This window comes from Pseudoalteromonas sp. SG45-2 (genome assembly GCF_014164115.1).
In the GTDB taxonomy this organism is placed as follows: Bacteria; Pseudomonadota; Gammaproteobacteria; order Enterobacterales; family Alteromonadaceae; genus Pseudoalteromonas; species Pseudoalteromonas distincta.
Genome location: NZ_JACJEO010000033.1, coordinates 20,791 through 40,449, shown reverse-complemented (window position 1 = coordinate 40,449; position 19,659 = coordinate 20,791). Strand labels below are relative to the sequence as shown.

The window sequence follows — 19,659 nt, the reverse complement described above, 5'->3', positions numbered from 1 at the left end:
TAGAGGAGCCTTCAATCAATCGAACTACTGTATAAAAGGCTTTGGTTGCAGCCAAAGCTTGGGCCTCACATTACCCGAACTTGGTTAAAGTATTAATTAATTTATGGGTTTATTATCCATACAAGGTTAACTAATAGTGTTGGTCACGGTGCTAGGAATGCCCCACTAGATGTTTTAGTACTACAAAGGCTTTTATTAGGTACCACAAAAAAGTATTTCGGTAAAAAAGTACTAAAGCCCGATGGATATTATGGTAGTAAAACTGAAGAGCAACTAAAGCTATTTCAATCCGCTGCATTGGGTAATAAACACCCAAGTAAAAAAGTTATACCTGATGATTTAACTCACAAAGCACTTGTAGCCTCATTAAGTCAGAACTTTCTAAAAAAGCACAAAGAAGCTGCCCTTTTAAATCAAGTTCAAGTTATTGATTATGAACACTTCATTAAAATATATAAAAAGCAGTTCCCTAATGAGCAAGCATTTAATGATCTAAAAAAACTCTTGATTGAGTGTGTAATGGATCCTCACATTACCGATATCCGATGGATTGCTTACATGTTAGCGACAGTAAAACGTGAGTGCGGACGTACCTGGAAACCAATTAAAGAGTGGGGAAAAGGAAAAGGTAAGCTGTATGGTAGCGTACACGATGTTCCAACTACTTCAACTGTAGAAAAAAACATATATTACGGAAGGGGTTATGTACAATTAACATGGGATTATAATTATAAAAAGGTTGGCGATGCTTTAGGGCTTGGAGATAAGCTCTATATAAATCCAGACCTAGCACTTAATCATAAAATTGCATATGCAATAATGTCTTATGGCATGCGAGAAGGTTTATTTGCTAAAGCGAAGCTAGGCCAATTTATATCAGGTGCAACTTCTAATTATATTGGAGCTAGGAGAATAATTAATGGTCAAGATCACGCTTTAGAGATTGCTAATGACGCTATAATTTTTGAGCGACTATTGAAAGCGTCACGAGGTACATTTGAATTTGAAAAGTTATTATTCTCAACAAATGTAGCGTTAGCTTAATACACATATACTTTTATGGATTAACTCTTGGTGAAATTAAATATGACCTTATTTGTTATGATCTTTTTATTATGCTCGCATGTTAATGCCGCTTCACTCAATGCAGATATTAAGAATAATAAACCCTTAAAAATGCAGATACCCTCTGGTCAAAAGTTGCCTCTAGATTTTGAGCTATTAACTCAAAAAAAGCTTCTTGGCTCACTAAATAAAAACGACAACTGTTCTATCAAAGACGAACATCATAACAATCGATTTGTCTCAGTTTTTAAGCTAAGTTCGGGTGATAAATTGCTTGCATTAGCTTGCAACACTGGAGCATATCAAGACAGTTACTTGACCTATTATGTCAAGACGTTAACTAACATGGCTTACCCCATAACTTGGTCAGAACCTACTTTTATTGATAATAAGTGGGAGCTAAAGCAAACTAATTTAATTACCGGCAGTATTGAAGTTAGTGAAATAGGGAATGAATTAAAGTCTCTGCGCTTATACTCTGCTTTTGGCTCTTGCGGTTATAAGGTCAATTACACCATTTCGTTCCCACAACTGATTAATCTAAAACCTAATTTAATACATGCAGACAACGATTGTGGTAATGGCATTTTAGTTGACGAGTGGCCAGTAATTTCCAATTCAAAATAACATCGCTAGTAATTATATTAAGGTCATATACTAATGTGATAAATGCCCCCAGTATGGGGGATTTATCTTTTTTAAATAGCCGCTTTTATAAACTCATGCAGCACTTTAGCGCCCTGCATAGCAATATAAAATTAGTAAAATACGAAAAACTAGTCGCCCAGCCCGAGCAGCAAATAAAAGAGCTAGTTAGCTTTTGTAATTTAGAATGGCAAGCACAGTGTATAGACTTTCACTTAAACACCGCACCGGTCTCTACCGCCAGTAAAGTACAAGTACGCCAACCACTTAACAATAAAGCAATCGGCCGTTGGAAAGCATTTAAGCCACATACTAATAAAACAGTGGAGTACCTTTTAAAGCAAGGTATAAATATTGAGTAAACGCTTTATTTTACCGGTAAGAGACGCCAAATAAGAGGCTTTGTGTAAGTGTAGGTCGGATAAGCGAAGCGCCATCCGACACAGTAAAATACCTTGCCAATTATTATCAACATTTTGTGTTGTGGAGTGGCGGAGAATGCCAACAGCAGATATTACCTTTCAAAGCCTTTAGTGGGACTGCTAAGCCACCATTGCAGTCATTGAGGTTTAAGTTAAAGAGCCAATAAAACTAACACTTCACTTTGTCATCCATTGCTCTACTATGTATAACCAAAATCAGGATGAAATAAGGCCATACATTTCTGTTATTATGAAAAATCTATTATCCATTCGTTCTTATAGCACAAAACCAACCCGTCACTCACATCACTTTAATCAATTGGTTTTACCTTTACGTGGTGTCATAAATATATGCGTTGGTGATTTCAATGGTAAAGTTGCGCCAAGTGAATGTGTTGTAGTTAAAGCCAATGAAGAGCACTTGTTCACTGCAGATACTGAAGCTAGATTTGTAGTTGTGGACATGAAAAACCTACCCCTAAATATTTCATCTTCTCACTGTATTGTTTTTGCAATTAACTCAGCCCTTAAAAGTTACTTAACCTTTATCGAAAACCAATTAGAAAATAAAGTTAATGCTCAATTAGAACAGGCGATGTTTGAAATGTTCAGTTTACTGCTTGCAGAGCAACCTTTATTGTCAAAAGTAGATAACCGTATTGGTACAGCAATATCCTTCATAGAGCAAAATATTGCAGAGCAACTTCACATTAAACGCCTGGCTGAATCTGCTTTTCTAAGCGAGACGCAGTTTAAGAAACTATTTAAGCAACAAACAAATATGACTGTGATGAAATACGTAACCAAACTTCGTATGGAAAAAGCGCAAGCTTTACTAACACACACAGATTATCCACTATCAATCATTGGTGAAAAAGTAGGCTACAAAGAGCCGTCAGCCTTTAGCCGAAAGTTTTCACAATTCTTTGGCCTACCACCTAATAAATTCAAAAAGTAAACTTAGTCTTTATTGTCAACGATAGCGTCTTAATTGTTAAAAACTCCTTTCATCATTAGCATACAATTTCTGTATTGAAATAATAAAAAACAGGTTTCACAATGGAAAGTCATCACGGAAGTTTTAAAGGTGTAATTGCTATCATTATTGCTAGTTTTTTGTGGGGAACAACAGGCACCGCAGCAAGCTATTCCCCTGATGTGAGTTCGTTTGCAATTGGTGCATTCTCTATGGGAATAGGGGGAGTGCTACTTGTTATTACAGCACGAAAAACGTTATTTATAGATTATAAGCTCATGATTTCACAGCCTAAGGTATTACTTTTAGGTGCCGCTTCTGTCGCTATCTATCCATTAGCATTTTATACTTCAATGCGTTTATCAGGTGTTGCAATTGGCACTGTAGTTTCAATTGCTACGGCACCTTTTTTTGCTGCAATCCTTGAAAGCCTAATTAGTAAAAAAAATATATCACTGGAATGGGTACTGAGTTTTGTTATTGGAGCTATAGGTATTACTTTATTAACGTTAGGTAGAGATCAGAGTAATGATCCTTCATACAGTATTAATCAACAGAGCCTGGGTATTCTTTTGGGGTGTATTGCTGGATTAACCTATGCAGGTTATTCATGGGCAGCAAGGAGTTTAATTGAAAGTGGAGTTCATTCGAAATCGTCAATGTCAGGACTGTTTGGTTGTGCTGCTTTATTGTTACTCCCTTCATTATGGTTTACAGGTGATAACTTATTTTCAAGCGCAACCAATGCATTGGTATCTTTGTATATGGCAGTAATTCCAATGTTTTTAGGATACTTATTATTTGGTTTTGGCTTGAATTATATAAATGCAAGTAAAGCGACATTAATTACCTTAATAGAACCATTAGTTGCAACTGTTTTAGCCGTTTTCGTTATTGGTGAAAGGTTTAAGATAATTGGTTGGATAGGTGTGGCTTTGGTATCACTATGCCTATTAATGCAAACCATCAAATCTCAAAAGCAATTAAGAGTACCTATTAAATCTATGTAGCTTAAGAGCATTGACAATGCTTTTAAAAGCTTACCATAGGGTATAATTCATTTATATAAAGTAAAAAACATGAACGCTCGTAACGAACGTTCATAAAATGTAATAACCAAGGAGACGAGTATTGACTTCATACATCATAATTTCTCACAGTCTGCCTCACGCTCACAGCCGAACTTCGCTAAAGTGCCATTTATAGTATTTGAATTTAGGTCTAGATTGATGATCGTAAATGCCAGCATAGCGGTTGTTCAAGTATTTATATTTAGATGACTTATTTGTATCCCCCTAATCTCTGCCATATTAGAAAGTTACTGGTTAAGATTAGGTTTTTGTATCGCTGATAAAGATGCATATCATGTTCATCACTCTTCTTTATCCAGCAACTCCATTAATCCAACCAGTGCAGCGAAAAGTACAGCCCCTACAGGCCAAATTATCCAAGTTACGCCCCAATCCATAGTCCATAAGCTCCAACCAAGAAAGATAGCGATTAGCAAAGGCCAGTAGAATGCAGCGAGTTTTTCAGCACGTTTTACACGTCTACTCTTTACGGTATCTAGAGGCCCATCTTTTAGAATATTGTTATAAGCCTCGTATTTAGCCGCAACAGGAGACACAATGTATATCCCAGCGGCTATGATGAGCATAAGTACAATTAGCATCATTAGAGTTATACTTGGGCCTCTGAAAAGCATACTAGCAAACATAAGAGGTGCAAAACTGATAATGAACATAAATATACCCAACGATAATCTTCGATTATAGGTAGGTCTGAACTTTGTTAATTTTTCATTGAAAACACCATGTACACCATAGGCTAATTCAAATGCTTCATTATCTATTACCGCTATATCGCTTTCATATTGGTTGCCTCTGAGAAAAAAATTTATTCCCATAGAGACCATAACTACAATACACACAACTCCTATCGCTGCTGCGATATTGCCTGTCAGGTTCAATCGATTGGTTTCAGCCATTGCCAAGAAGAAAAACAAAGGTACTACTGAGCATAAACAAAGTATAACTCCTTTAGTGATTAAGGCTGACACTTCCATCTTATTTTCAATATATTTTGCTGCTTGTTCTAAACTAATTTGAATGATATCAGGCTTTTTATTTTCATCATGAGAATCAAAAGCTTCATTCTCATCTCTTAGTAGAAAGTCAGTAGACACGTCAAAAAGCTCCGCCAACATAATTATCCTATTTAAATCAGGTATGCTATTAGTGCTTTCCCACTTAGACACTGACTGCCTAGAAACATTCATCTTTTCAGCCAATTCTTCCTGCGACCAACCAACTTGTTTTCTTAATCTGACAATCTTTTCTGCTAAAATCATAAAGTTCATTCCTTCATTTGTTGTTGAGCGGTAAGCATAGAAAGTCAGGTAGTTGCAGACCAGCAAGTCAAGTTGTTAATTTGTCAACCAGCGGTTGCAATTAGGCTAAACAGCTAAATTTAAACATTTTATTTGGTGCTAGCAAGTTAGTTTTTCATTTTGAGAGACGAACCAAATTAGACATCCTAAATATAACTAAGCTGTCAATCTATGGCAAAATTTCCCCATCAGGCAGGTCTTCCAGCCCAAAAGCTTTAAAGGTGCCCGTTTGATCCAATTTTGTCACTCGCTTAGGGAAGAGTTTAGTGTTTAATTGCTAAAATCACCCATAGCATAACTAGGGCATCCATAGTTAAACCACCTCAAAAAAGGAATGTTAGTAATGGGTCAATTTTGTTGACTAACGGTTGCTCGATTTAAGTTGTTAATTTACATTATTATTAATAATTTTCAGTAATTTGACATGATTAATTCATTAGAAATCTGTGTAAAAATTAAATGCTAGCGTCTTCTATACTCACAAAGTGATCTTGAAACCGAATTCATTACTGACTGCTTTAGGCTCAAATGAGCATCAAGTGATGGAAGTTCAAAGGCAGCAACGAGCTTACACTAGCCCTCAAACATGCAGTATATATTGGTTTGAATTACCAATAATCTGTTTATTCTTTTACAAAAACTAATGTCAGCTTTCGGCTAATAGTTAGCATTAGTAAAGCAGGTTCGAACGTCAGCTATAGAGAAAAATGGATTCCAATTACAAGATGCTTGAGCGGCTGTTAATCGCTCCTAGCCGCCTTTAAAAGTCATTCAAACAAGATTAAATTTTAAAACCCTGTCTTAAAATAGGCATACCCGCCGAAGGGATCTATCGCTAATTCATAATATTTAGTTCAGTTAATCTGAGCGCACCACTACGTTTATTTACTTTAGTGTCGGTTCAACGGCAAAAAATGTCGATTCAGATAAACATTAATGAAGCAGGTTAAAAAACTCGCTAAATTCCTTATCAACAAAACGCCAAATACCTATTTTGATAAGGAATATAGTCATGAACATTATTACAAAAACAGTTATAGCACTGAGTTTAACAAGCCACTTTAGTGCGCATGCCATTGACCTGCGAGTCGACAACATTCGTGTATACCAAAGTAATTCGCAAAGCTTTTCTGCGCCGAGTTCGCTTTATATTGACGATGGTAAAATTGTAAACGTTGCTAAAGCGACCGACCCACTACAAAACGCCGATAAAACTATTGATGCCAACAACCAATATGCAATACCTGGTTTAATTGATTTACATGTACATTTGGGTTCATCAGGCAGTAACTTTACTGAGTTTCAGTATTTGCCGGTTAAATCGCACTTTAATTCTAATTTGTATTTAGGCGTAACTAACATTGTTGATTTGTTTTCGTTTGAGCAAACCCTAAACGAAGCCGCTCAATTAGAAGAAGCCCAACTAACCCCTAACCTTTTTTATGCAGGTACATTGTTTACCAACCCTGGCGGGCATGGCACGCAGTTTGGTGGCAACGCTTACGAAATTGCCAAAAATGAAGACATAGCAGCGCTATGGAAAAAACATATAAGCACCCAACCCCATGTAACTAAAGCGGTTATTGAAACCTTTGGCGGTATGGGTAAATCGTTGACTGATAGCCAATTAAGCGATCTAGGTAAGCGCTCTAAAGCGGCTAATTTACCGTATTTTGTGCATGTTTCTACACTAGATGATGGCAAACGCGCTATTAAGGCCGGTGCAACGGCTTTAGCCCACGGTATTAATAGCGAAGCGATAGATGATGAGTTTATTACGCTAATGAAACAGCATAATGTAACCTACATTCCTACCCTTGCGGTGTACCACAACCATAGCGATGAAAAGCATAACCATACTATTAGCTCACAAAACGAGTTACTAAAAACCATTCCCGAAAAGCTTCAAGAGTGCTTGTTTGAAAATGTGCCTGCGCCTTCAAAATGGAAAGAACACGCATGGAGTGAACGTAAAACCGCTTATGCAAATATTCAAAAGTTACATAAAGCTAATATCACTATAGGCACCGGCTCTGATGCCGGAAACCCATACACAATCCATGGAACAGGGTTACATAACGAGTTAGATGCACTTAAAAAAGCGGGCCTAACTAATGGTGAAATAATTAATGCGGCAACGGTTAACGGCGCACAAGCGATCAATAAAGCAGATAGTATTGGTAAGCTTGCTAAAGGCTTTGAGGCAAGCTTTATACTGCTTAAGCAAAACCCACTTGATGATATAAACCATATTCACACAATCTCAGAGGTTTATAAAGCAGGTATACAAGTAGACCGCCCAGCGCTTATTGCTCAAAACAAAGCCATAAAGCCACAAGGCCCCACTTGTAATGAAGTAATTAAAAGCAGCCAAGCGCAGCATGTTATTGATGATTTTACCGGTGATACACCATGGCAAGCCTTAAGCGACTCGGTAATGGGTGGTCAGTCTGTGGCAACGCTTACCACGCATAAAAATAGCTTAACTATAGATACAACCATTACAAAGCCAACAAGCTTTGGCGCGTGGGCAGGCGCTGAAATAAAATTTACATCACCGGCTGATGCTTCAGCATTTAAAGGTGTGCGCTTAACGTATAAAGGGTCTACCACGCCTTTTGCTTTGTCTGTTTATCATAGTGATGTAAAGGATTTGGGATCACTTTAGTGTACTTTTAAAGCCGCGCGATGAATGGACCACGCTTGATATTCCCTTCACTACACTTAAACAATTTGGTTTTGGTAACCCAGTTACGTGGTCGGCAACAGAATTAACTGGGGTTAACTTAATGTGGCGTAAAATGCCAGGCGCAAGCAATGAGTCATTAAAAAACACACTACAAATCAAAGAGCTAACTTACTTTTAAATGAGTAGCAGTCAAAACACAAAATCATTTGGGTTTTGACTGTTTTTTGTTATGGTTTAATCACTTACAAAAAGAAGCACATACTATGCTCAAACATCCATTTTATAAATACAGCTTTTTTACTCTACTTATTGTAGATATTGCTTATGCCCTTGGGCTAATAATCGCGAACTCCGCATCCTTTACTACTGGTAGTGCACTCGCTGCAACTGTGTGGTTCGTTACTTTTTACTGGGTTCCTGTTTGGAGTGCGGCAGCGGTTATTTTTTACCTTCGCAATAAACACATTAACAAAATAGCATTTGAATGGTTAATTGCAGTTGTATTTATGGCACTTGGTAATGTGCTTACCGATATATTACTCACACAGCTTTTTGATGGGCATAAATCGATGGGAGTATTTGTTGTATTTAACGGCTTACTTTGGGGATCGTGTATTTACTTTACCAGTATTTTTATTGAAAATAAAAAACGCGCAACAGCCGAAAAACACGCACTTAAACAAGCCCAACTTGCTACATTACGATATCAACTAAACCCTCACTTTATGTTTAATAGCTTAAATACAATTTCGGCCTATATTCATACGAACCCTGATTTAGCCGATGAAGTACTGCATGAACTTGCTGATATTTTAAGGTACTCCCTTGATACCGCCGAGCAACAGCAAATACCTTTACAGCAAGAGCTTACAATAATAGAAAAATACTTAAATATTGAAAAAGCACGCTTTGGCGATAAACTTCAGGTTAATTACCATATTCCCAATAGGCTTAAAGACATATCGCTACCACCGCTACTGATTCAGCCAATTATTGAAAACGCCATTAAACACAACGCCAACCAAACTTCTCTAATACTTAATATAACCCTGAGTGAGCTTCCAAACGGCGTTAAAATACAAATTAGCGATAATGGTAAGGGTTTTTCGAGCGATGTAATAAAGCACGGGCATGGCAATGGTGTAGGGATGAAAAACATACTCAAGCGCGTCAAACAACTTGGTAAAAGTAAGGTACTACTGAGCAATAATAATGGTGCAGTGGTAACGTTGGAGCTAGCACTATGAACAGCAAAAACCAGCAACATACTATTACTAAAATGCGCGTATTATTTGCCGATGACGAGCTTCCCGCTCGCGAAAAATTAAGCCATCAATTAAGTTTAATGGAGCATGTTGAATTGGTGGCTATGGCTACAAATGGCAAAGAGGCTATTACATTAATCAATGAGTTGACCCCTGATGTGGTATTACTTGATATTCAAATGCCTGAAATTAACGGCCTTGAGCTTATTGATTTACTTAACTACCAGCCCATTATTATTTACACAACCGCGTATGACCAATTTGCTATTGAAGCTTTTGAGCACGCCTCAACTGACTACTTACTCAAACCTTTTCCTATTGCTAGGCTAAAAAAAGCTCTCGCCAAAGCGCAGCAGCAACTAGAGCAACAACGTGCACATACCCTAGTCAATCACGAACCCAACGAGCAAACGTTTACATTAACCAAAAACACTATAAATAAGCTCATTAGTAAAAACGGTGAGCGGATATTTTTACTCTCCCCTAGTAATATTAAATTTATTAAATCGGAGCAGGGCAATAGTTTGGCGTGGAATGGCGATACATTTCATCATTTAAGCGATACACTTGATCAGCTTGAGCATGCTTTAGCAGCACATAACTTTGTACGAATCCACCGCAGTTATTTGGTTAATATTGACCACATTAAAGAAATACAGCGCTGGTTTAATGGCAAACTTATGGTGATTGTAAATGACGATATTAAATCTGAACTAAGCACCAGCAGAGCCGGCGCAGATAAGTTAAAGCAATTGCTGCATATTTAACTTATCCAATATGCTACTGGTCGTTACTCGAATACACACTTAAAATAGGGAATTTATAATCGGCAAACGATACAGTTACCGATTGTGTTTCGTTGCCTTTAAAACCGAGTTTAAATTCCATTGGCATAAATCGGCTGCCGTCAGCAAAAAGTGCAAGTAAGTGCTCCTCGCCTAATTCTCGATTGCCCGACGATAAGTTAGTTAGCGTTATAACAGCCCAGCGTTCGCCCTCTTCATTGCTCATTAATACATAATTAACGATTTTAAAATCCCCTTTTTTAGGGGTTATGTTGCTATCGTTTGCAAACGATAAGTGCATGCTACTTGGTACTGCACGGTCAACATTTAGCGCTTTGATAGAGTCGGCTTGGCTTGCCCACGAAAGCACCAATAAAATGATCACTAAGGCTTTCTTCACTGTGAGTTCCTTTTTATTACCTAGTAAAATACCTAGTAAATTACCTAATAAATTACATAACAATAACTGTTTAAATTATATTCGCATTCCATACCTATTATGTAAACAAGCAATCATCATAATTTTATCCAGCGCTTTGGCTGCGCCACTACAGACTAAGCGCTCATTCAGTGTGCTTGCGCTACTTTGAGGTAATAACGAGTGATAAGAGTAAATAATTCAAAGCTAACTTAAAGTAAAAAGCGCGATTAAACAGGAGTATAAACGTATGGCAAGCACACATAAAAACTCAACAACGGATTTATCTGATCCCAGTAACAGCATTCAAGTAAGAGGGGCGCGCGTTCACAACTTAAAAAATGTAGACGTTGATTTACCTCGTAACGCATTGGTTGTTTTTACAGGAATATCGGGCTCTGGAAAGTCGTCGCTTGCGTTTGGAACGCTGTTTGCTGAGTCGCAGCACCGTTACCTTGATTCAGTATCGCCGTACGCCCGAAGGTTGATAGATCAAGTTGATGAGCCCGATGTTGATTCTATTGAAGGGCTACCGCCTGCCGTTGCTTTGCAGCAGCAACGCGGCGCACCGTCGGTTCGCTCATCAGTTGGCAGCATAACAACTATTTCTAACGCGCTACGCATGCTTTACTCTCGTGCTGGCGAATACCCCAAAGGGCAAGGCATACTTTACGCCGATGCGTTTTCGCCGAATACGCCACAAGGTGCGTGCCCAGAATGCTCAGGAATAGGCCGAGTGTTTGAAGTAACCGAAAAGCTACTTGTGCCAGATGATACAAAAACTATTCGCCAGCGCGCCATTGAAGCGTGGCCACCAGCATGGCAAGGTAAAAACCTAAGCCGTATACTTACCTCGCTTGGTTATGACATAGACACACCTTGGAACAAACTTTCTAAAAAAGCACGGGATTGGATTTTATTTACCGACGAAACACCTAGTGTGCCGGTATACCCAGATTACACCTATGAGCAAACACAAAATGCGATAAAAAATAACGAAGATCCAAGCTACATGGGAACTTTTTCAAGCGCTAAACGCTTTGTTTTACAGTCTTTTGCTACTACCCAAAGCCCGCGTACTAAAAAGCGCGTATCACAGTTTATGCAAATATCGCAGTGCCCTACTTGCCAAGGTAAAAAATTAAAACAAGCATCGTTAAGTGTTAAATTTGCAGGGCTTGATATTGGCGAGCTATCTCAACTTACATTAAACGAACTTGCTAAAAAATTAAGTAATGCCGCCAGCACCAAAGTAAATAAGAATACAAAAAATCCAGAGCAAGCCATTGTTACGCAGCGCATTGCCAGTGACATTCTCACTCGTATTGAAGCACTAACCATGCTTGGTTTAGGGTACTTGTCGCTTGAGCGTACAACGCCAACGCTCTCACCCGGAGAACTACAACGATTGCGACTTGCCACACAAATTCGCTCTAAATTATTTGGGGTGGTTTACGTGCTAGATGAACCTTCAGCGGGTTTACACCCTGCCGACACACAAGCACTTTTAAAAGCGCTCGACGAGTTAATAGCGGCTGGCAATTCTGTATTTGTTGTTGAGCACGATGTTAGCGTTGTTAAACATGCCGATTGGATTGTTGATGTAGGCCCTGATGCAGGTGTGCATGGTGGCAACATTATTTACAGCGGCCCTGTTGAAGGGTTAAGTAAAGTAAAAAATTCGCACACTGCCCGCCACCTTTTTGCTAAAAACGCCAGTCAAGAGTCTACTCAAAACAGCGCGCAAAAAAAGGAGCAAAGGCAGCCAAAAGCGTGGTTAAAATTAGCTGATATTGAGCGTAACAATCTTAAAAAACTCAATGCAGAATTTCCACTGGGTGTTATGACAACCGTTACTGGGGTTTCGGGCTCGGGTAAATCAAGCCTAGTAAGCCAAGCGTTAGTAGAACTTGTTTACGAAGCACTTGGGCAAAAAGTAATACCGGAAGCCCCCACCGACGAAGCCGACTTACTCGAACAAGAACTGCAAACACACACCAGCGGAAAAATCATTGAAGGAATAAATAATATAAGCCGCCTGATTACCGTAAATCAAAAAGCGATTGGCCGTACCCCTCGTTCAAACTTAGCTACCTATACGGGTTTATTTGATCATGTGCGTAAACTATTTGCTTCTACCCAAAAAGCGAAAGAGCGCCGTTACGATGCTGGTCGCTTTTCGTTTAATGTTGCTAAAGGTCGCTGTAAAAACTGTGAAGGCGTTGGCTTTGTGAGTATAGAGCTGCTGTTTTTACCTAGCGTTTATTCACCTTGCCAAGTGTGTCATGGCAAACGTTATAACGAGCAAACACTTGAGGTTACATATCGTGATAAAAACATCAGCGATATTCTAGATTTAACGGTTGAATCGGCATATACCTTTTTTGAAAATGAGCCTGCAATACTGCGATCACTCGATGCACTTATGCAAGTAGGTCTTGGGTATTTACGTTTAGGGCAACCTGCCACTGAGCTTTCGGGCGGTGAAGCGCAGCGTATTAAATTAGCAACGGAGCTGCAACGTACGCAGCGCGGTAACACACTTTATATTCTTGATGAGCCAACTACAGGCCTGCATCCATCGGATGTATCAATGTTAATGTCGCAGTTAAATAAATTAGTTGATGCTGGCAATACCGTCATTATGGTTGAACACGATATGCAAGTAGCCCGCAATAGTGACTGGGTTATTGATGTAGGACCCGGTGCTGGCGAAGAAGGCGGCTTAATTGTAGCGCAAGGGAAACCTACAGAGGTAGCCCAATCTAAAATAAGCCGAACAGCACCTTTTTTGAATCGTGCAATTTAAAGAGCAGGTAAACACTAAATAACAAAAAAGAGCCAATGGCTCTTTTTTGTTATTAGCTTTTTAAAAAGCGTTCTATTTTAGGTTTTACCGTAACCGACATTATCAGCATTATAGTTAAACCTATTGGTAATGCGGCTAATAACCCTTCAGCCCATCCAGTTACAAATACACGCATATCTGCATAGCCAATATTATTAGTAGCGGTAACAAACGCCATAACCGACTCCATGATCAGCGCCATAAAAACACTAATCACTAAATTACGTTTTAGCTCGCTACTACTAGGCAATAACTTATTAACTAGCTTATGCATTAAGGTCATCATTACAAAACCAACAGGCGCCATAACCAATACTGCACTTATAAATGAGGTAAACCAATCTGCATAAAAATGCTCTGTAACACCCACATTCACATAAGTCATAATGCCAGTTAGAGTACCGCCAATTAAGGTAATAATACTTACCATAACCAGTATTTTATAAATTACAGGTGTTTTTTTAGGCTCAACCATTACTGGGTTTGCTGATACGGGTGTACTCATTTTTGGGCATGCCTTAAGCGTTAAATAGATGACAAAATCAACTATAACAAATTAATTGACAATATCAACCACTTTTTGAGCTAACCAAAAATAAGCCAAATTCCAACTAACCCCATTAAGCTACCAGCAATACGGTTCATCCATTTAATATTATCACCACGGCTTAAAAATAAACGTAAGCTTTTACCGCCTGTTGCGTAAGCTAACATACTTAAAAACTCGGTGGTCATTATAACACCAAGCAATACTAAAAGCTGAGGGGCTACAGCATGCTCAACACTTATAAAGGGTGGCAGTAGTGAAATCATAAACGCCCACCCTTTAGGGTTAGCAATTGCGGTTACAAAACCTTGCGTAAATAACGACTTCCTACTTACGTCACTTGGTTTTGAGGTATCGACCGACATTTTTCCTTTGGCTCGCCACATGTTAACGCCAATATAAATTAAGTACGCACCGCCTACCCACTTTAAAATAGCGAACACATCTGGGTAATTTAGCATTACGCTTGCAACGCCTAATACCGCAGCTATAGCAACACTTGCTACACCTAACAGCTCACCTATCATCATCCATAATGTGCGGCGCACGCCAATGCTCATACCGAGTGTCATGGCAAGGGTCATACACATACCTGGCGTTATCGACACAAAAAAGAAGGTAGGAATAAAAACCGCAAGTGCTGCTACATCAATCATTAATTTACTCTCATATTAAAAGCAAAAACGCGGCTATAAGTAGCCGCGCTGTTGCTTACTCATTTTTATTACTATTGACCAGCACTTACCACGGGGTCAGTAATAACCTCTACTGGCTCTGCTGTATCATTTAACAAATACTTATCTAACCACTGTTCTTGTTCCCACAACACATGTAATAAGCTTTTACGCGCACGGTAACCATGTGCTTCATAAGGGAGCATTACTAAGCGAGCATCTTTACCTAAACCTTTAAGGGCTGCGTACATGCGCTCACTTTGCATTGGGAAAGTGCCCGAATTAGGGTCTTCTTGGCCGTGGATCATTAGCATTGGCTCGTTAATTTTTTCAGCATGGAAAAACGGCGACATATCAGCGTACACACTTTGTGCTTGCCAAAAATCACGCTCTTCTCCTTGAAAACCAAACGGTGTTAATGTGCGGTTATACGCGCCACTGCGGGCAATACCTGTTTTAAATAAATCGCTATGAGCCAATAAGTTAGCAACCATAAATGCACCATACGAGTGCCCTGCTATGGCTATCTTGTTTTTATCGGCAATGCCTTTTTTAACTAATACATCAACAGCTGCTTGCGCACTTGATACTAACTGCTTTCTAAAGTTATCGTTTGGCTCGCTGCCATCAATACCCACTATTGGCATTTTAGGGTCGTCAAACACGGCAATCCCTTTAGCAAGGTAAGGCATTGGGCCCCAATAACCAATGTAGGTAAACGCATAAGGCGATTCGCGTACTTGCGATGCAACGGCTTTATCTTTGTATTCAAGTGGATAAGCCCACATAAGTACCGGTAACGGGCCTTGTGTTTTATCGTACCCTGGTGGTAAATAAAGCGTGCCCGAAAGCTCAACACCGTCGTCGCGTTTATAACGTAATTGCTCTTTAGTTACGCCTTTAAATGCAGGGTACGGATGCTCAAATGTCGTTAATTGCGTTAACGTGTCGTTATCTAAATCACGTATAAAAAAGTTAGGTTGCTCAGTTTTAGATTCACGAATAGTAATAAATCGCTCACCTTCGTCATCAAGTAGTGAACGAACACGCTCATAGTATGGCGCTTGTGATTGCCATAAACGCTTGCTGCTATTTGTTTTAACATCGTACCTATCTAAAAACGGCACATTACCTTGCTCTGAAGCACCATTACCGCGCAGGTAAATATAACGCCCGCCTACAATTTTAATTACGTTTGCGCCTAAATCATTGCGCTCGTAAATTGCATTACCTGGGTCTTTGTACGCATCGTTGTAACTACGCTCTGAAAATAGCACGCGGTTTCTGTCGGCATTTCGTGGTTGCACTATGTAAGTACGTACTTGGCGATCGCTAAAGCGCCAGTCTGTCAGCATTGCTACGTTTTCGTTGCCCCACTCCATTCCCGCATAACGGCGCTCTACTTTGGCAAATAATTTAGGCTCACGTTTAAATGGTGCACGTAAGCCGTAAACATAATCATGATGCTCAACGTCGGTTTTCATGTCGCCGCCATCTTGTGCCTCGGCCCAAATAACTTCAGCACCTTGATCGGCTCGCCATTCAAAATCACGGCGGCCAGTGCGTACACTGTCGTAACCTTGTGGAATATTATCGGCAAGTGGCTGTTTTGCCAGCTCTGCTAATGCATAGCCGCGCATGCCCCATATTTGCCACGTGCTTGCAAAGCGGCTGTAAGGCACTTGATACGAAAACGGCTCATTAATACCGGCAACTAAAATATTGGTAGAATCAGGTGATACCGAAAACGATTTAAATAAAGAAGGGCTACCTATTGCTTGAGTATTGCCATCAAGCGTTATGTAAGCCAATTGCCCTTGGCCGTAAAACTTAAACTGTGATTCATCAAACGGGCTGGTTAATAAATTTTGGTAAGTACGTGCTGGCGCTTTTTCGCCAGTACTTTGTTGAATAACAGGCACTACATTTTGGCTGTTATTTTCAAGCCTTGGTTTACCAAAATTAACAGCAATATTTGCAACAATGGCGCTGCTATCTGGCAGCCATTTATATGGCGATGCAGTTAGTACCGAATTTAACGCAGCACTAGTTAACTCTTTTGCTTGTTTGGTTTCAACGCTGTAAAGCCATAAGTTGGCTTGGGTTGGTTGCTCAACAACAAAGGCTAAATATTTACTATTAGATGACCATTTAGGTGAGCGGATAATGCCATTAGGTAAGTTGTTAATGCTAATAACCGACCCGCTTTGAACATGCTTTAGCTCCACGGCACTAAATTTGGCACTCACACGAGAGCGCGAAAAATTAGCGGGGTTTAGCTTAATACCTGCAAGCTTAAGCTCTTCTTTTGCAAGTTCATCAAGGGTTACTACACGTTTGCGCTCAAAAAGCGCTAGCCACTGGCCATCGCTCGATAAGTAACTAGTGGGTGCTAACTTAGCGTCAACCAATGCTGCAAGTTCGGGTGATGGGGTTTGATAGCCCTGCTCGGCGTAACTTGTTGGGACTAATGCCGCACAACAAATAAAGACAACTAACAGCCTAAAAGCGCTCATGTTTTTATCCTTTTGTTATTTTTTACTCTTATAGGCGTATATAAACACGTTTTGCTTTGTTCATAAAGTATTAAGGTAAGTTATACACCTCTAAAAGATGACTTAATAGTGCTGATTAAGCTAAACTACAGCGCTATTTATTCACCACTGCGGTACTTAAAATACAATGCATAACAAAGCCAAATCAGTCACCATTTTTGATGTTGCAGAGCGTGCTGGTGTATCAAAATCAACCGTATCCTTGGTACTTACCCAAAGCGATAAAGTGGGCAATAAAAGTAAACAAAAAATACTCAAAGCGATAGATGAGCTAGGGTACGTTTATAATCGTGATGCCGCTGCTATGCGCTCAAAACGCTCTAACTTAGTGGCCATAGTAATAAATGATTTAACTAACCCAGCTATGGCACACCTTGCTACCAGCTTAGAACTTTTGTTAAACGACAATGGCTTACAAGCCATGATTGTAAGCAGTAATAATAGCCTTGAGCTACAAGCAAACGCAGTTAAAAACTTAAAAGAATACAACGCGGCTGCATTTATTATTTGCCCCGTTGCTAATACTTGCCCCAAATGGCTTGATGCGCTCAGCGCGCAACACAAAGTAATTACCTTAATGAGTGAAGTGCCCTTTAGCGCAGCTCCGTGTGTATTACCCGACTATAAAAAAGCCAGCCACGTAGCCAGTATGCATTTACTCGCACAAGGCGTGACAAACATAGCATTTATAAGCAGTGAACTTACTTTAAGTGATTCACAAGCACTGCAAAGTGGCTTCAATACCGCATGCGCGCAGCACAGCATTACACCATTAGCACCCATTGACTGCGCAGTAAACACAGCCCTTAGCGCTAAAAATGCATTTATAGAAGCATATAAACACAACCCCACATTAAACGCAGTGGTGTGTGCAAACGATATTATTGCTCAAGGTGTTATTGCCGCTATTAACTCATTAACTCATCACTCTATTAAAGTAGTGAGTTGCCACCACATTCCTAATAGCGCGGTTATAAATAATCACTTAACCACCGTGGCTATTAGTACAACTGATATAGCTAAGCGGTGCCTTTTAATACTCCAAGAGCTACTACAAAATACAGCCCCGCCAGTAAAAACACTGGTAAATGTAAACTTACAAATTAGAGATTCTAGCCAATGAAAAAAGTGCTGGTAATTGGCTACGTATGGCCAGAGCCAAATTCGTCTGCTGCGGGAACGCACATGATGTCGTTATTAAATGCATTTAGAGCGCAAAACTGGGACGTTGAATTTGCAACGCCCGCGCAGCGCACCGACCACATGGTAAACCTTGACGACTTTGGTATAACCAGCCAAAGCATTGCACTAAACTGCGATAGCTTTGACGAATACGTTAAAGCCTATAACCCAGATATAGTCATGTTTGACCGTTTTATGATGGAAGAACAATTTGGCTGGCGCGTCGATAAGCATTGCCCAAATGCCATTAAAATTCTCGATACCGAAGATTTACAATGTTTGCGTAACGCTCGCCACGAAGCCTTTAAAGGTGAGCGCGAGTTTACAACCAGCGATTTACACTCAGACATAGCAAAACGAGAAATTGCCGCTATTTTACGCTGCGACCTAAGCTTAATTATTTCAAGTTATGAAATGAGCCTGCTAAACAGCGTCTTTAAAATAGAGCCAAGCTTATTACACCATTTACCATTTATGGTCGATTTAAGCTCACTGCCTACAAGTACAAAAACGTTTGAGCAGCGCCAGCACTTTATGACCATAGGTAACTTTAGACACGCACCAAACTGGGATGCTGTACTTTATTTGCAAAAAATATGGCCACTTATTCGCAAGCAACTCCCAAAAGCAGAACTACATATTTATGGCTCCTACCCACCACCAAAAGCCACGGCACTAAATAACCCTAAAACAGGGTTTTTAATAAAAGGCTGGGCCGATAATGCGTTTGATGTAATGCAAAGCGCACGCGTATGTTTAGCACCACTTCGTTTTGGTGCAGGCATTAAAGGTAAATTACTTGAAGCCATGATTATGCAAACACCCAGCGTTACCACCTATATTGGTGCAGAGGGCATGCATAACGATTTACCATGGCCTGGTAAAATAGCCAACACCGCCGACGATTTTGCCAATGCTGCTGTTGAAATGTACACCAATCAAAGTGACTTTGAACAAGCACAGCAAGATGGCAACACGCTCCTTAATACGCTTTACGATAAAGCACAATTGAGTACGGTGTTAATTATAAAAATCGATTCAATAAGTAGCGATTTAGAGGCTCATCGCGAAAAAAACTTTACAGGCCAAATGCTCAAACATCATACAATGCGCAGCACTCAATACATGTCGCAATGGATAGCTGAAAAAAATAAAAAATTAGATTAAAAATGACTAGACACACACCAATTAGTGTTTAA

16 protein-coding genes are annotated in these 19,659 nt (G+C 39.6%); 11 read left to right on the top strand and 5 right to left on the bottom strand.

Translation table 11 applies throughout. The annotated features are described in order from the left end of the window. Positions 1-297: 297 nt before the first annotated feature. The 5 genes from H5116_RS18825 (at position 298) to H5116_RS18805 (ending at position 4,118) form a co-directional block, all read left to right on the top strand. Complete coding sequence (locus H5116_RS18825; protein ID WP_182716833.1) at positions 298-1,044, top strand: glycoside hydrolase family 19 protein; 747 nt, start codon at positions 298-300, stop codon at positions 1,042-1,044. A 42-nt stretch (positions 1,045-1,086) separates the two neighbouring features. After that, entirely contained in the window at positions 1,087-1,692 is a 606-nt protein-coding gene (locus tag H5116_RS18820) for a hypothetical protein (protein WP_182711695.1), read from the top strand. After that, a complete protein-coding gene (locus H5116_RS18815) occupies positions 1,665-2,072 on the top strand; it encodes a sulfotransferase (protein WP_310735997.1) in 408 nt (135 codons plus the stop codon). The genes H5116_RS18820 and H5116_RS18815 overlap by 28 nt, the downstream gene beginning before the upstream one ends. Positions 2,073-2,382: 310 nt before the next feature. After that, positions 2,383-3,090, top strand: a complete 708-nt coding sequence (locus H5116_RS18810) for an AraC family transcriptional regulator (protein WP_182695406.1) — start codon at positions 2,383-2,385, stop codon at positions 3,088-3,090. A gap of 101 nt (positions 3,091-3,191) precedes the next feature. Beyond that, positions 3,192-4,118 (top strand): DMT family transporter, encoded by a 927-nt coding sequence (locus H5116_RS18805; protein ID WP_182716832.1) that lies wholly within the window; start codon positions 3,192-3,194, stop codon positions 4,116-4,118. Between the two features lie 362 nt (positions 4,119-4,480). On the opposite strand, the gene H5116_RS18800 is transcribed toward H5116_RS18805, so the two are convergent. Then, positions 4,481-5,458: a helix-turn-helix domain-containing protein gene (locus H5116_RS18800; RefSeq protein WP_182716831.1), complete on the bottom strand. Its 978-nt coding sequence runs from the start codon at positions 5,456-5,458 to the stop codon at positions 4,481-4,483. 1,051 nt (positions 5,459-6,509) lie between these two features. Here H5116_RS18800 and H5116_RS18795 point away from each other — a divergent pair. The 3 genes from H5116_RS18795 to H5116_RS18785 all read left to right on the top strand — a co-directional run bounded on the left by H5116_RS18795 (position 6,510) and on the right by H5116_RS18785 (position 10,218). Beyond that, a complete protein-coding gene (locus H5116_RS18795; protein WP_259398874.1) occupies positions 6,510-8,165 on the top strand; it encodes a CIA30 family protein in 1,656 nt (551 codons plus the stop codon). A 227-nt stretch (positions 8,166-8,392) separates the two neighbouring features. Continuing rightward, complete coding sequence (locus tag H5116_RS18790; protein ID WP_182716830.1) at positions 8,393-9,433, top strand: sensor histidine kinase; 1,041 nt, start codon at positions 8,393-8,395, stop codon at positions 9,431-9,433. Continuing rightward, complete coding sequence (locus H5116_RS18785) at positions 9,430-10,218, top strand: LytTR family DNA-binding domain-containing protein (RefSeq protein ID WP_024597345.1); 789 nt, start codon at positions 9,430-9,432, stop codon at positions 10,216-10,218. Before H5116_RS18790 ends, H5116_RS18785 begins: the two co-directional genes overlap by 4 nt. Before the next feature lie 13 nt (positions 10,219-10,231). Here the strand turns inward: H5116_RS18785 and H5116_RS18780 are convergent, their stop codons facing one another. Continuing rightward, entirely contained in the window at positions 10,232-10,636 is a 405-nt protein-coding gene (locus H5116_RS18780; RefSeq protein ID WP_182716829.1) for a hypothetical protein, read from the bottom strand. A 268-nt stretch (positions 10,637-10,904) separates the two neighbouring features. On the opposite strand from H5116_RS18780, the gene uvrA reads away from it, so the two are divergent. Continuing rightward, positions 10,905-13,463 carry an excinuclease ABC subunit UvrA gene (gene uvrA, locus H5116_RS18775; RefSeq protein ID WP_182716828.1) on the top strand — a complete coding sequence of 853 codons (2,559 nt, stop codon included), beginning with the start codon at positions 10,905-10,907 and terminating at the stop codon, positions 13,461-13,463. A 52-nt stretch (positions 13,464-13,515) separates the two neighbouring features. On the opposite strand, the gene H5116_RS18770 is transcribed toward uvrA, so the two are convergent. The 3 genes from H5116_RS18770 to H5116_RS18760 form a co-directional block, all read right to left on the bottom strand. Continuing rightward, positions 13,516-14,007, bottom strand: coding sequence for a DUF2798 domain-containing protein (locus H5116_RS18770; protein ID WP_182692473.1), 492 nt, complete (start codon positions 14,005-14,007; stop codon positions 13,516-13,518). 80 nt (positions 14,008-14,087) lie between these two features. Beyond that, entirely contained in the window at positions 14,088-14,705 is a 618-nt protein-coding gene (locus H5116_RS18765) for a LysE family translocator (protein WP_182716827.1), read from the bottom strand. 71 nt (positions 14,706-14,776) lie between these two features. Further along, positions 14,777-17,239 (bottom strand): prolyl oligopeptidase family serine peptidase, encoded by a 2,463-nt coding sequence (locus tag H5116_RS18760; protein WP_182716826.1) that lies wholly within the window; start codon positions 17,237-17,239, stop codon positions 14,777-14,779. 166 nt (positions 17,240-17,405) lie between these two features. Between H5116_RS18760 and H5116_RS18755 the strand changes: the two genes are divergently transcribed. Together H5116_RS18755 and H5116_RS18750 are read left to right on the top strand one after the other, a co-directional pair. Further along, the gene (locus tag H5116_RS18755) at positions 17,406-18,401 is read left to right on the top strand and encodes a LacI family DNA-binding transcriptional regulator (RefSeq protein WP_182695390.1); all 996 of its coding nucleotides are present in this window, start codon (positions 17,406-17,408) and stop codon (positions 18,399-18,401) included. Further along, entirely contained in the window at positions 18,398-19,627 is a 1,230-nt protein-coding gene (locus tag H5116_RS18750) for a glycosyltransferase (RefSeq protein WP_182716825.1), read from the top strand. Before H5116_RS18755 ends, H5116_RS18750 begins: the two co-directional genes overlap by 4 nt. The last annotated feature ends 32 nt before the right edge of the window (positions 19,628-19,659 follow it).